The organism is Microbacterium sp. (genome assembly GCF_003248605.1).
Taxonomy (GTDB): Bacteria; Actinomycetota; Actinomycetes; order Actinomycetales; family Microbacteriaceae; genus Microbacterium.
On sequence record NZ_QFPF01000001.1, the window covers coordinates 1 to 13,946 of the forward strand.

Consider the following 13,946-nt stretch of genomic DNA (forward strand, 5'->3'; position numbering starts at 1 on the left):
CATTCTCGCCGGCACCTCCAGCCCCGAGCAGCTGATCTCCAACCTCCAGGCACAGCTGGAGAAAGACCAGGCCGCCTGGGCAGAGGCGAAGTGATGACACGGTCAGGGCGACTCACACCGTACTTGTTCATCCTGCCGGCGGCGGCGATCTACGGAGTATTCCTCCTGCTGCCGTTGGGGCAGACCGCGGTCATGAGCTTCTGGAAATGGGACGGCTTGACGCCGGACTACCAGTGGGTCGGACTCGACAACTACGTCCGCATGCTGGGCGACGAGTCGGTCTGGTCAGCCGCACTGAACAACGCCAAGTGGGTCGTCCTGGCCGTGTTCCCCATCATCATCGGACTCGCGCTTGCGGTCGCACTCCAGCAAGCGAGACCGACAGGACGAACCGCATATAGGGCGATCTATTTCCTCCCGTACGTCTTGCCCACCGTTGTCATCGCGCTCGCATGGGGCTGGATCTACCACCCCACTTTCGGCACCTTGAACTCGACGCTGAGGGCAATCGGGCTGGGCGACCTCACTCAGAACTGGCTCGGTGATCCCAACATCGCGTTGTTGGCCCTCGCCACCGCCGCCAACTGGGCCGGCTACGGGTTCTGCATGACCCTCTTTCTCGCAGGACTCAATGCTGTCGATCCATCGCTCTACGATGCCGCCAAAGTGGACGGCGCCTCCGCGTGGCAGCGATTTCGCTACGTCACACTGCCGTCGATCGCCAACACGACCAACATCGTCGTCCTCATCGTCTTCATCAACACCGTTCGCGTGTTCGACATCGTCTTCGTGCTCACCGCGGGCGGTCCTGCCGGATCGACCGAAGTACTCGGCACGAAGATCTACCGAGAGACCTATCAGAACCTCGACATCGGCTACGGCTCAGCAATCGCGATGTTCATGGTCTTCGTCATCCTCGTGATGACCGTCGTCTACCTGCGCACCCGGGAGCGCCGCGCATGACCGTCACCATCGCGCGTCCCGCCCGGCGGGTCGGCCTCCAGGTCGCACTGCTGATCATGGTGTTCGTCTCGCTCGCTCCAATCGCAGTCATTCTGTCGATCTCGCTGAAGACCAATACCGAGCTGGCCACGAACCCGCTCGGCCTGCCTCAGCAGTGGTTGTTCTCGAACTTCGCGGAGGCCTGGAACGAGGCCGGCATCGGTCGCTACATCCTCAACAGCATCCTCGTCGCCGTGCCCACGCTCATCATCGTGGTCGTCGTCGCAAGCCTCGCCGGCTACGCATTCGCGATGATGCGCTTCCGAGGACGGGAAGCCCTGTTCACTGTCTTCCTCATCGGGCTGATGCTGCCGGCAGTGAGCATCGTCATCGCACTCTCTTTCGTTCAGCAGAATCTGGGACTCTACGACACGCTTCCCGGTCTCATCCTCGCCGAAGCCGCGATGTGCATCCCCTTGGCCGTGTTCATCATGCGGGCCGCCTTCCGAGACCTTCCGCACGAGCTGCGGGAAGCAGTCTTCATTGACGGCGGATCGGAACTCACGGCATTCCTGCGTGTCATGTTCCCGCTCGCGCGCCCCGCTGTGTCGGCGACGGTCGTTCTCACCTTCCTGACCGTATGGAACGACTACCTGATCCCGCTCGTCCTCATCAACACCGAGAGCCTTCGTACCGTCCCGCTCGGACTGGCGTTCCTAAAGACCTCGTTCACTTCAGACATCGTGCTCATCGCGGCCTCTACCGCGCTGGCGGCACTGCCGAGCATCTTGATCTACGTGCTCCTGCAGCGCCAATTCATCCAGGGCATCGCCCAGGGTTCCATCAAATAACCGAAAGGAAAACCGTGCTGCTCAACCCGCCGACCGCGTCCTCACTGTGGGACACCTGGCTGTTCTACGAAGACGGCGTGCACTACCTCTTCTACCTGGCAAGCACGCGGCTGGATCGGCCATGGGACTCCATCGGGATGGCGACATCGGCCGACGGTGTCCACTTCGAGGACCGCGGCAAGGTCATCTTCAAGGCTGACGACGCGACCTATCTCGGTGCTGGGCACACGTGGAAGGCCGGTGACAAGTACTACTTCAACTTCTCCGAGGACCGCAACGGCACCCTGGAGATCTTCTTCGCCGAGTCGGACGACCTGCTGAACTGGCGACGCATTCCGGACGAGGAGAGCATCAGCCGGCTCGACCCGAACTGGTATGCCGAAGGCACCGAGTTCTCTGCGCAGCGCTGGGACAACATCTGGGTCATCGACGACGAAGAAGGCGGCTACTACGGGTACGTCACCGCCGTTGCCAAGGAGGGTCCGATCGGGCTCCGCGGCACCTGTGCGTCCGTCACCTCCCCTGACGGCCGCGTGTTCACCACCGGTGCGCCGGTGATCGATCCCGGCGTGTGGGGCGACAAGCTCGAGATCGGCGGGGTGGAGAAGATCGGCGACCAGTACTTCATGTTCGCGGCGCAGGCCGAGATCCCGCTGGGCCTTCGCTGGAGCGCCCACCATGCCCAGGCGGCGGGCGGCGTCTACGTGCTTCGCTCCGACGCGAAGGAAGGACCGTTCGAGCTGGATCCACGTCAGCCCCCGGTCCTGGTGAGCGCCCCCGAGCACTACACCTACTTCTCACGGTTCTACCGGTGCGGTGACGAGATGCTCTCGTGCCATCACTCCATCACTCCGGTGCGCGACATCGTCAACGTCTACCCCAAGGCCGGCAGCTACCTGGCGCCGTTGAAGAAGGTTCAGATCGACGACGGCATCCTCTCCTACCGGTGGTGGCCGGGCAACGAGGCGCTCAAGGGCCGCGCCCTGCCCACCGGGCTGGAGTACGCCGCCGGTCGAGGGCTCACGCAGGCTCCGACCACGACCGCAGACTCGGCCACCTTCGACGCGGCAGGAGGAGGGCAGCTCGAGCTTCCCATCTCCTACGACCTCGCCAAAGGCATCGTGTTTGAAGCGACACTCGCCGTCGCGGCGCACGATGCTCCCCTGTCGAGTGCTGGCCTGATGATCGAAACCGTCCGCGCGTGGTCGGGATCGCTCGCGATCGCTGACAATAGCGGGCGCTTCTCGATCGGCGCGTACAACAGCTATGCGTTCCGTGCGGCTGACTCCAAGGCCGTGCCGGCGAGCTCATCACAGCGCTGGCGTGTCCTGATCAAGGACACCCTCGTGGAGTACTACATCGACGACGCTTTCGTGCAGGCGTTCACGTTGCCGGAACCTCCTACGGGGCGTCTGGTTCTCATCGCCGAAAGCGCGACTGTCACGGCAACCGATGTCGCCGTGTACGAAATGACACTCTGACCCGCGCGTCCCGTGGCCCACGTACGGGCCACGGGACGCGACCTAGAATGACCCCAGCCGCAAGCCGCGATCGGAGAGAAACGAATGACCACGCTCACCGAGGTTGCTGCCGCGGCCGGAGTGTCCACCGCCACGGTGTCGCATGTCATCAACAGCACGCGATACGTCAGTCCGACGACCATTGAGAAGGTCCAGGAGGCGATAGCGCGCACCGGCTACCGGCCCAACCCGTACGCGCGGGCGTTGCGGACAGCGAGCACCGAATCCGTCGGTTTCGTTGCCTCCGACATCTCAAACCCGTACTCCACCGCGGTCATGCGGGGCATTGCGGCAGCGCTGCGAGACGCAAGCCACACCATGCTCGTCGCAGACGCGAACGATGACCCCAGCCTGGAGCGAGACGCAATCGATGCCTTGGTGCACCGGAGGGTGGACGGTCTCATCATCGCCCCGACCACCGCGGTCGATGCCGTCACCTTCGAGCAAATCGAGGGCAGTGGTGTTCCCGTCGTTCTGATCGACCGGGCGGTCCCGCTCCCCCTCGACCAGGTCCTCGTCGAGAACATCGGCTCTGTGGCGTCTCTGGTTGGGGACATGCTCGATGCGGGCCATTCGCGCGTCGGCATCATCGCGGGCAGAAGCGACCACAGCACGACGACGGAACGACTGGCCGGATGGCGGCTCGCCCACGAGCAAAGGGGGATTCCGGTTGACGAATCGCTGATCGCTGTGGGCGCGACGGACTCGGAGCGTGCCCGCGCGGGAACAGCCGGCCTGCTGGACCGCGTGGACCGGCCGACAGCAATCTTCTCGACCTCCAACGTCGAAAGTCTCGGAGCGCTCCGCGCGATCAAGGCGGCCGGCCTCACCATTCCCGGTGACATCACGTTCACTGCCTTCGACGACATCGAGTGGGCGGACCTGCTCGATGCGCCACTGACCTGCCTCGCCCAGCCAACGACCGAAATCGGGCGGCAGGCGGTTGAACTGTTGCTGCGACGCCTCGCGGACCCGTCGGTTGAGCACCGCGTCGTCCGGCTGGCCCCGGAACTGCGGCGGCGAGGTTCAGTTCAGGCTCCCGCGTTCCGCGCGTAGATCGCCGACAGGCGGCCGCGGGCCTTACGAAGGAAATCCGCTGCCGATGCGACGGTGAACAGGTATCACCGGCTCTCTCATCCCAGAACGTAGACGCTCAGTAAGCCCGCGGACGCAGTCACCTCGACGGATTCACCCCAGAGCGTGATGCGTGCTCCGAAGATGCCCACGCCGGACGAGACCTCAAGAGTCGTTCCGTCGACAATCATGCGGATGCACCCGTCCAACGGCATCGAGGTTTCCACGCCGCCAACCTCGATCACGACGTGACGGTCGGCCGTTCGTAGATTCGCAAACGGGACGCCGGCCGACGCTGCGGTCAGTGTCCCTTCAGCCGCGTCCCACTCAATGTCGGCGGCGACGCCGGCGACGCGGCCGCTGAGGGCTTGCGCACCGCGATGGCGAGTGACATCCGGATGTGGAACGGCTAGCAGCGCACCGGCCACGAACGAGAGGCGGTAGGGGATGCTTAGCGCCCCAGCCCAGCCTTGCCCCTCGTCGGCTATGTCCCTCATCCAGAAGGACAGGCATGGTTGCCCCTGGGAGTCGAAGAACAGCGTCGGGGCGTAATGACACGCGCCATAGGAGAGCTGCGCCCATTTCGAAGCCTGAAACCGCCCGTTGGCGTATCGCCCGATGGCGTAGGCGGCATTGAATGGGGTCCCCGCATCCCAGACGGACATCACCATTGCTGCGCCATCCTCGGTCTCGAAGATCTGGGGACACTCCCATAGGGTGCCCGTCCAGACCGGCGCCGACCTGTCGCTTGCTCTCTCGAGCGCGATCCCGTCGAACGTCCATCGATCCAGGTCCGGCGATGTGAAGGTCAGTGCGACGGCTGTTTCGCCACGAATGCTCGAACCCACGAACATCCGCCACTCTCGCCCTTCCCGGCGAATGAACGGGTCCCGAAACGCGGTGAGATCCAGCTCGGCGGGCGCGGTCGCAACGATTACCCCCTTCTTCCACTCGATCCAGTCCGCAGAGACAGCATCGGCGACCCGGATGCGTCCAACATCTGGGTCAGCCTCCTGAACCGATGTGTAGAAGATCCTCGCGCGGTCACCATCATCCACCAGCGCCCCGGTCCACACCCCGTCGTCGCCGTCGCCGGGGCGCAACGCAATTTTCAACTCGGCAAGCGACAGTAGATCGTCACCGGCCGCGTGCCCCCAATGGCAGCCGATGTTCCAGGTCGTTCTCCCGGGACAATACTGGAAGAAGAGGTGGTAGCGGCCCTCGCGGTATGTGATGCCATGTGGGTCGTTGATCCAGCCAGCCTCAGCGGTGAAGTGGAATCGGGGCCGCACCGGTCCTCCTGATTGGGGATTGAACGAGCGTGAGCGTGTCGGACGGACCGTTTCGACACCGTCCGACACGCTCGACAGTTCAGCGCAAGCCTCGCGCGATCTCTAGTTCGTCGAACTGGACAGATCCTTCGACCGCGCTCAGCACGATCGATCCGCCCGGGGCATCGGTTGTGCGGGCGTTGAGCGCGACGCCATCGACATAGAGCGTGGCGATGTCCCCGTCCACGATTACCTCGAACCAGTAGTCGCGGTCGGCTTCCCAGGTGATGGGACGGTCAAGACCGCGGTTGTCGTAGCGGTACCAAGGGTAGTTCGGTCGGCGATCGAACAGGAGCCGGTTCTCACCGAACAGCAGCTGGAACTCGTATGCCTGTCCGGTGGCTGCGTCTTCGAACAGCCGGATCGACGCGGAGCGCGTGCCAGCGGTGAACTTCAGCTTTCCGCTGAGGCGGAACAGGTCGGTCGAGTCGGTAGCGACTTCCTGCTCGGCGACACCATCCGCGCTGCTGGTCTGAACCGCCTCGAGGCTGACGCTGTCGCCGAACGCGGCACGAACGCCGGCCGGCGGTGCCACGCCGAGCGATCCGTCGGGACGCTGGTACACCTCGTGCACCACGAGGGTTCCGCCCCATTCCCAATCACCGCGCGGCTGACCCTCGGTCCTTGTGGGCACCCATCCGAACAGGTAGCGGCGTTCGCCATCGGTGGCCGAGCGCGCCGCGTAGTATGCACGGCCGTCGAAAGCGTCGTCGACCGGCGCAACCCACGGGCCTTCCAGCGACTGCGACATCCGGTAGACGGTCTTCGACTTGTCGCTGTATTCGGTCGTCAGCAGGTACCACCATTCGCCGATCCGGAACAGGTCGGGCATCTCGTGCATGCTGTACAGCCCAGGAGCCCAGAAGTCCCCCTCGAACCGCCAGTCCTGAAGATCATCCGAGCGGAACGAGACCGTCGACCCGGTGAGCACCTTCTCGCCCGCCTTGCGGGCGCCGAGGATCATCAAGTAGTTGGCGGCGTCCTCGTCCCAAAGCACGAACGGGTCGCGCCAGTCGTTCGGGTCGTATCCGGGCTGCGGCGGGACCAGCTTCCGGTCCGACTTCCGCCAGGTCACGAGGTCGTCGCTCTCGGCGATCATGAGGACCTGCGATGCCTTACCCTGCTCGGGATAGTCCCGGTTGTAGCCGGTGTACATCGCGTAGTAGGTGCCGTCGGCTTCGAACACGCTGCCGGCGAAGATGAACTGGTCCTGGTCCTCGTCAGCGCCCTTGTGCAGGGACTCGCCGTGATCCTTGTACGACACGAAGTCGGTTGTCGTTGCCAGCGCCCATCCGAAGGGCTCACCGAACGGCCCCGGCTTGCGCGTGTCGCGCTGGTGATAGAGGTAGAACTCGCCGTTCGCGAAGAACGGCATGCAGTCGCCGAACCACACCCCTTCGGGCTGGTAGTAAATGCGGTGCACGGATTTCCTTTCGATTGTGATGGGAGTCGGAGCTGGTCTCAGCGACCACCCATGCCGCTGAGCGCGATGCCAGAGACGAGGTAACGCTGGAGGGCGATCACGATGATGGCGCTGGGGATCACGGAGATAGTGGACGAGGCCATGAGCAGGTTCCATTGATTGCCGGTTTGGCCGAGGAACATGTTGAGTCCGAGCGGGACCGTGGCCATGTTGACGTCGCTCACGATCAGCAGGGGCCACAGGAAGCTGTTCCAGTACCCGATGAACGTGAACACCGCGAGCGTTCCGAGCGCAGGCGTCGCCAGCGGCAGGATGATCCGTGTGAACGACGTCCACCGGCTCGCACCATCGATGCGGCTCGCTTCCTCGAGTTCTTCGGGAAGAGTGAGGAAGAACTGTCGAAGCAGGAACGTGCCGAATGCGGTGAACGCCCACGGGATGATCAGCGCCTGGTAGGAATTCACCCAGCCGAGGTTGCGCATGATGATGAACATCGGCACGATCAGCACTTCCTGCGGCACCATCAGGGTCCCCAGGTAGATGAGGAAGATGCCGTCACGACCGCGCCACTTCAGTCGGGAGAACGCGTAGGCAGCCATCGCAGAGGTGAAGACGACGATGATCGTGCCGATGCCTGAGACGATCAGGCCGTTGAGCATGAAGCGCCCGAATGGCAGGTAGTTCCAGGCCTTCTCGAAGTTGCCCCATTCGACGGAGGAACCGATGAGCGCCGGTGGGTTGGTGAACACCTCCGCGGACGGTTTCAGCGCGGTGGAGACCATCCAGATGAACGGAATCAGCGTGATCACCGCGGCGATGATGACCAGGATCTGAGAGACTCCCTGACCGAGCCGACGGCGCAGGACGTGTCCGGAGACGGGCATGACGCTCATGAGTAGTGCACCCATTTCTTCTGACTGCGGAACTGAATGAACGTGATGACCATGATCAGAACGAACAACGACCAGGCGATCGATGAGGCGTACCCCATCTCGTAGGACTGGAAGCCCTTCTGGTACAGGTAGAACACGAGGGTTGTTGTGGAGGAGCCGGGCCCGCCGCCGGTCAGCACGAAGGGCTGTGCGAAGACCTGCAGCGACGAGATGATCGTCATGACCGTCGCGAAGAAGATGCTGGGTGTCAGCATCGGGATGGTGATGCTCCACAGCCGGCGCCACCATCCGGCACCGTCGATCGCAGCAGCCTCATACAGTGACTGCGGGATCCCTTCTATGCCGGCGACGAAGATGATCATGTTGTAGCCGAAGCCGGCCCACACCGACATGATGATGACGGCTGGCATCGCCCATTCGGCGCTACCGAGCCAGTTCGGTCCGCTGGTGCCCGTGAAGGTCTGGAAGAACCAGGCGATGAGCCCGTCTTCGGGCGCGTACAGCAGCCGCCACACGACCGCGTTGGCCACCATCGGGCTGACCACCGGAAGGAAGAAGACGAATCGCAGGAATCCCTTCGCCCTGAGCTTGGAGGTCAGCCACACCGCCAGCGTGAGCGAGACGAACAGGTTGAGGACGACATATCCGACGACAAAGTAGAGGGTGTTGCCCACGACCTGCCAGAACACGGGGTCCCTCGTGAACAGTCGGATGAAGTTGTCCAGACCGACGAATATGGCGTCGCCGATCATGGGCCACTCGTAAAAGCTCAGGACGAGCGACGCCCCGATGGGGATGATCGTGAAGGCGAGAAAGCCGAGCAGGTTGGGAGACAGGAAGCCAAGCGCTGCGCGAACATCTGAGTTGCGCCGGCGTCGACGCGCGGGCGGGGCGACCTTCGGGACGGCCCGTGGCGGAGAAACGGTTGTAGTCATGGGGGTGCTCCTCTGTGTGCCGGGAGCCCTGGTCCAGGGCTCCCGGCACACGATTGAGGTGATTAGGGGGCGACCTGCGCCTGAACCTGCTGCAGCACGTCCTCGGGTGACTCGCTGCCGTTGAACGCCTGGACGCCGTACTGCTGGAGCAGCGCCGACGTCTCGTTCCACTTCGGGGTGGTCTTGTACGGGTCGACCGTCGCCAGCGCCGTGTCGATCGCCTCCTTTGCGCCGTCGACACCGGCCACCTCGTACCAGTTCGCCTGAGCGTCCAGGTATGCCGGGAAGCCGCGACCGGCGTCCGCGATGTACTTTTGCGCCTCGGGTCCGATGATGACCGAGATCGCCTTCCAGGCCTCTTCCGGGTTCTCGCAGCTCGTGGTCACACCGAAGCCGGTACCCGACATCGTGGTGATCGACGTTCCGTCGAACGCGGGCGTGGTGGCAAGCCCGATGGTGAACGGCACATTCTCCTTGGCGTTGATCAGCTGCCAGGGGCCGTCCACGTACATCGCGGCGTTGCCGCTGCGCCATTGGTCCGCGGGCCAGTTCGATGCACCGCTCGCGGGCGGTGCGGGTGCAACCTTTTCCTGGGTGGCCAGGTCGGTCACCCAGGTGAATCCCTGCACGACCTTGTCGTTGGTCAGGTCGGGTTTGCCGTCCTCGATGTAGGTGCCGCCGATGCTGAGCACGTACGGCAGCCACATGTCCGGCGTGCCGTCCGCAACGAAGCCGTACTTGTCGTCCTTAGTGAGCGCCTTCGCCGCGGCAAGGAACTCCTCCTCTGACCAACCCGGTGTCGGCAGCGCAACCCCTGCGGCCTCGAACATGTCCTTGTTGTAATACAAGACGTAGGGGCCCAGGTCATAAGGGACCGCGAGCTGCTTGCCGTCGTCCTGAAGACCCTCCACGATCGAGGGCGCGTAGTCGTCGATGTCGAAATCGGTGGACTCGAACGACGGCGTCAAGTCTGTGAACAGCGAGCCCACGTCCGGAACGCGCTGCGCCTGCAGACCTGCGATGCAGGCCAGGTCATTGCTGGCAGCCTGGGCGGTGAGCTTGTTGTAGTAGTCCTTGAACGGCGTGCTCTCGAACTTCACCGTGATGTTCGGGTATTCCTCGTGAACCATGTCCGCGAGGTGGTTCCAGACGTCGACTTCCTTCTGCGAGTCGGCCGACATGATCCAGCGGAGCTCGACGTTGCCATCACTGGCTGCCTCCCCGCTGCCGCCCGCGCAACCGGCGAGTAGCAGCGCGCCAACCGCCGTAGTCGCGCCGAACGCGACGATTCTTCCACTCTTCATTGATGTGCCTCTCCTGTGTCGATGGCCGCTTCCGCACGACCGACAACGTTGTCGGAGCGATGATTGCATAGTCATGGAGACTTTCGCAAACAAAATCCGATAACGTTGTCAAAGAAGGTGAGGGTACGGGATGAGCGAACACGCAATCGCCGGACGGGCGGCGCGGCCGACGATGAAAGACGTCGCTGCCCTCGCCGGCGTGAGCCTCAAGACCGTCTCACGGGTCGTCAACGGCGAAAAGCACGTCAGTGACGACACACGAGAGGTGGTGGAGCGCGCGATCGCGCAGCTCCGGTTTCAGCGCAACGACAGCGCCGCGAGCCTGCGGAACGGGTCGTCGTCCACGATCGCGTTGATCCTGGAGGACATCTCGGAACCGATCCAGGGAAGGATCGCGCACGCCGTGGAAAATGTGGCACGGCAGCGGGGATCGCTCCTCTTCACTGCGTCATCCTCTGGGGATGCCCGACGCGAGCGCGACCTGAGCGAATCGTTCGTGGCGCGGCGCGTCGACGGCCTGATCATCGTTCCTTCCCCCGCCGACCATGGCTACCTTCAGTCCGAGCTCGTCGGCGGCCTGCCGATCGTCTTCGCCGACCGCCCCCCGCAGGGGTTGGTTGCGGACACGGTTCTCAGCGCGAACCGCGAAGGCGCCCGGATGGGCGTCGAGCACCTCATCGGCCGGGGCCATCGCCGCATCGCCTTCATCGGCAATGAGGAGAGCGTGCACACTGGCGGTCAAAGACTTGCGGGATACAGGGATGCGCTCGCGCAGGCGCGCATCCCGTACGACGAGCACCTTGTGCACCTTGGTGAGCCGGGATCGTCTCGCTCCGAAGCGGCCATCTCATCCGTACTGGCTCTCGCAGATCCGGCAACAGCGCTGTTCACAGGCAACAGCCTCAACACCATCGCCACACTCCGCGCGGCAAACTTCCCCAGCAGCGGGCTCGAGCATGTGGCTTTCGATGACCACGAGCTGTTCGACCTGCTGGCGCACCCGATGACCGTGGTTGCGCAAGACCCCGCCGTGATTGGCGAGACCGCCGCCCACCGACTATTCGATCGGCTCGACGGACTGAACGAACCTGCAACAGTCACTGAGCTGCCCACGCACCTGGTCATCCGGTAGCCACCTGGCAGCGAATGCACATCCACACCACACATTGGACCGCCGACATGAGCACAAATTCTCACCCACCTGCACATCGCTCCGAGCACGTGCTCGTTATTGGTGAAAGCCTCATCGACATCGTCCACAAGGGCGAGCACTCCATCGAAGTCGTCGGAGGTTCACCGGCGAACGTTGCACTTGGGCTTGGGCGCCTCGGAAGTTCGCCACGCCTGCTGACGGCGCTGGGGAGCGACGACCGCGGCCGCAGGATCGCCGCCCAGCTCGAGTCATCCGGCGTCACCATCGATCCGGCATCCTGGTCGCTCTCGCGCACCTCGACTGCTGCCGCGCGCATTGACCCGGCAGGCGGTGCTTCGTACGAGTTCGACATCGAATGGGTGCTGCGGGAGCCGATTCAGCTGCACGCTGCACGAGTGGCCCATGTCGGTTCGATCGCCGCTTTCCTTGGTCCCGGCACCGACGCCATCACGGCGTTCCTGGAAACGATCCAAGGGCAGGCGCTGGTCACGTTCGATCCCAACATCCGTCCCGCGCTGGTGGGGTCGCATGCGTCCGCACTGGCCCGGGTCGAACACCTTGCCACCCGCGCAGACGTTCTCAAGCTCAGCGACGAGGATGCCAGATGGCTGTGGCCCGGCGCTTCGACGGACGAGGTGCTCGATCATCTGCTTGAGCGCGGAGCGACGATCGCTGCTCTCACCCTCGGCGGCGACGGATCGATCGCGGCAACCAAGGAGAATCGAGTTCACGTGCCGGCGCCGACGGTGAGGGTCGTTGATACGGTGGGCGCAGGAGACACATTCATGGCGGCGTTCATCCACCGCCTGATCATCCAGCCAAGCCTCCTGAACAACCCCACCGAGTCTGAACTCGCGCAGGCCGTGCATTTCGCAGCTGTCGCCGCGTCAATAACCGTGCAACGGTCAGGAGCTGATCTGCCGACCTCGACTGAGGTTCACGCTGCGCTTGTCCAATCTCAGAAGTGATCGCCGAGGAGGAACTGTAATGAACGAACCGGTCATCTTGCACGCGACCTTCACCGCTCGTGCGGGCGAGGAGGATCGCGTGACGCGACTCCTCGCTGACTACTCCGAGGTCGTTCGCCAGGAGCCTGGCAACGTGCTATTCGAAGCCAGCCATCTTCGAGGCGCCCCTGACCACTTCTTCGTCTACGAGGAGTATCGCGACGAGGCGGCATTCCAAGCCCACCTCAGCCACCCGGCCGGCCGAGCATTCAACAGCGAGCTCACACCGCTGATCGTCGAACCCACCAGTGAACTGACATTCCTGTGTCGTCTGCCTTGACCTGACCCGAAACGGGTGCGCCCCGCGACCCCTCCCCGCGGGTGCTGGTGCGTCCCCGCCGCGGTCAAGGGTAACGGTTCGGTAACGGGCTTTGCGTCAACGCGTTTGACGTTCTTACCTTCGCATCAAACGTTTGACGACAGTCGTATCAGCGTCGAGTCAAACGATTGATGGTGAAGGAGCCAGTGTGATCACCCTGAAGGATCTCGCAGCCGCCGTGGGGGTTTCCCCCTCTGCGGTTTCCCTGGTCCTCAATGACCGGCATCAAGGTCGTGTCAACGCGAAGACCGCGGAGCGCATTCGTCACGCGGCCGACGACATGGGGTACATCCCCAATCAGCTCGCGAGGGGACTCAAGACGAAGCGCACTCACACCATCGGGGTGCTCACCGACCGGGTCGCCAGCGTCCCGTTCGCGGGTCGCATGCTCGAGGGCCTGCAGAGTGTGGCGTGGGAGTCCGGCTACCTCGCGATGATCATCGACACCACGAACCGTACGGAGCTCCTGGAGCAGTCCTCTCGGTCCCTCCTGCAACGTGATATCGACGCGCTCATCATCGCAGCGGAGTATCACCGCGCTGTTCAGCTCCCCGTTGTTCCCCCGACCATCCCCGTCCTGGTTCTGGACGGATTCCCCCACGGCGACGCCATCGCGGACGGTGTGGTTCCTGACGAGCAGGGCGGAGCGTACGAAGCGACACGTCACCTCGCACAGGCTGGGCACCGTCGGATCGCGTTCTGCAACATCGGCGGCGATGTGTACGTGGCATCCGCACTGCGCCACGCCGGCTACACGGCCGCGCTCCGCGACCATGGCGTTGAGCCCGACCCTCGCTTGCATACGTTCCTGGACGACACCGCCACCGCTGAGGCCTACGGGCCGATGCGCGCTTTGCTGGACACCCCGGACCGGCCCACCGCGGTGTTCTGCTTCTCCGATCAGATCGCGTTCGCCATCTACCAGGCCGCGAGCGACCTCGGGCTGCGCGTCCCCGAAGATCTGTCCGTTGTCGGATTCGATGATCAACGCTTCATCGCAGACGCTCTTCGGCCGGGGCTTACAACGGTGCGTCTGCCGCACCACGACATGGGCGCGTGGGCCGCGAAACGAATCATCGACCGCATCCACGGCGAGGTGACCGGCCCGCCGCAGATACAGAGAACCCGCTGCCCGTTGGTGGTTCGCGCATCGGTCGCGCCACCACCCGGTGGCTGACCCACCACAAGACCACA

The 13,946-nt window shown here is 63.8% G+C and carries 13 protein-coding genes; 8 read left to right on the forward strand and 5 right to left on the reverse strand.

All coding sequences use genetic code 11. The features are described 5' to 3' along the window. The first annotated feature begins 93 nt into the window (after nt 1-93). From DI573_RS00005 to DI573_RS00020, 4 genes are all read left to right on the forward strand, one after another. Nucleotides 94-963 (forward strand): sugar ABC transporter permease, encoded by an 870-nt coding sequence (locus DI573_RS00005; RefSeq protein WP_292809310.1) that lies wholly within the window; start codon nt 94-96, stop codon nt 961-963. Then, entirely contained in the window at nt 960-1,793 is an 834-nt protein-coding gene (locus DI573_RS00010; RefSeq protein WP_292809320.1) for a carbohydrate ABC transporter permease, read from the forward strand. Before DI573_RS00005 ends, DI573_RS00010 begins: the two co-directional genes overlap by 4 nt. Before the next feature lie 14 nt (nt 1,794-1,807). After that, nucleotides 1,808-3,274: a hypothetical protein gene (locus DI573_RS00015; RefSeq protein WP_292809322.1), complete on the forward strand. Its 1,467-nt coding sequence runs from the start codon at nt 1,808-1,810 to the stop codon at nt 3,272-3,274. Nucleotides 3,275-3,358: 84 nt separating this feature from the next. Continuing rightward, the gene (locus DI573_RS00020; RefSeq protein ID WP_292809324.1) at nt 3,359-4,369 is read left to right on the forward strand and encodes a LacI family DNA-binding transcriptional regulator; all 1,011 of its coding nucleotides are present in this window, start codon (nt 3,359-3,361) and stop codon (nt 4,367-4,369) included. A gap of 77 nt (nt 4,370-4,446) precedes the next feature. Here the strand turns inward: DI573_RS00020 and DI573_RS00025 are convergent, their stop codons facing one another. The 5 genes from DI573_RS00025 to DI573_RS00045 form a co-directional block, all read right to left on the reverse strand. Further along, entirely contained in the window at nt 4,447-5,679 is a 1,233-nt protein-coding gene (locus DI573_RS00025) for a glycoside hydrolase family 32 protein (protein WP_292809326.1), read from the reverse strand. A gap of 79 nt (nt 5,680-5,758) precedes the next feature. Beyond that, nucleotides 5,759-7,141, reverse strand: a complete 1,383-nt coding sequence (locus DI573_RS00030; RefSeq protein WP_292809328.1) for a family 43 glycosylhydrolase — start codon at nt 7,139-7,141, stop codon at nt 5,759-5,761. A gap of 38 nt (nt 7,142-7,179) precedes the next feature. Further along, nucleotides 7,180-8,034, reverse strand: coding sequence for a carbohydrate ABC transporter permease (locus DI573_RS00035; protein ID WP_292809330.1), 855 nt, complete (start codon nt 8,032-8,034; stop codon nt 7,180-7,182). Beyond that, nucleotides 8,031-8,969, reverse strand: a complete 939-nt coding sequence (locus tag DI573_RS00040; RefSeq protein WP_292809332.1) for a sugar ABC transporter permease — start codon at nt 8,967-8,969, stop codon at nt 8,031-8,033. The genes DI573_RS00035 and DI573_RS00040 overlap by 4 nt, the downstream gene beginning before the upstream one ends. A 62-nt stretch (nt 8,970-9,031) precedes the next feature. Continuing rightward, nucleotides 9,032-10,273, reverse strand: a complete 1,242-nt coding sequence (locus DI573_RS00045; RefSeq protein WP_292809334.1) for a sugar ABC transporter substrate-binding protein — start codon at nt 10,271-10,273, stop codon at nt 9,032-9,034. Between the two features lie 130 nt (nt 10,274-10,403). On the opposite strand from DI573_RS00045, the gene DI573_RS00050 reads away from it, so the two are divergent. From DI573_RS00050 to DI573_RS00065, 4 genes are all read left to right on the forward strand, one after another. Next, complete coding sequence (locus DI573_RS00050) at nt 10,404-11,405, forward strand: LacI family DNA-binding transcriptional regulator (protein ID WP_292809336.1); 1,002 nt, start codon at nt 10,404-10,406, stop codon at nt 11,403-11,405. Between the two features lie 47 nt (nt 11,406-11,452). Further along, nucleotides 11,453-12,394 carry a carbohydrate kinase gene (locus tag DI573_RS00055; RefSeq protein ID WP_292809338.1) on the forward strand — a complete coding sequence of 314 codons (942 nt, stop codon included), beginning with the start codon at nt 11,453-11,455 and terminating at the stop codon, nt 12,392-12,394. 19 nt (nt 12,395-12,413) lie between these two features. Next, nucleotides 12,414-12,713 (forward strand): putative quinol monooxygenase, encoded by a 300-nt coding sequence (locus DI573_RS00060; RefSeq protein ID WP_292809340.1) that lies wholly within the window; start codon nt 12,414-12,416, stop codon nt 12,711-12,713. 133 nt (nt 12,714-12,846) lie between these two features. Next, nucleotides 12,847-13,929, forward strand: a complete 1,083-nt coding sequence (locus DI573_RS00065) for a LacI family DNA-binding transcriptional regulator (RefSeq protein ID WP_292809342.1) — start codon at nt 12,847-12,849, stop codon at nt 13,927-13,929. Nucleotides 13,930-13,946 lie beyond the last annotated feature (17 nt).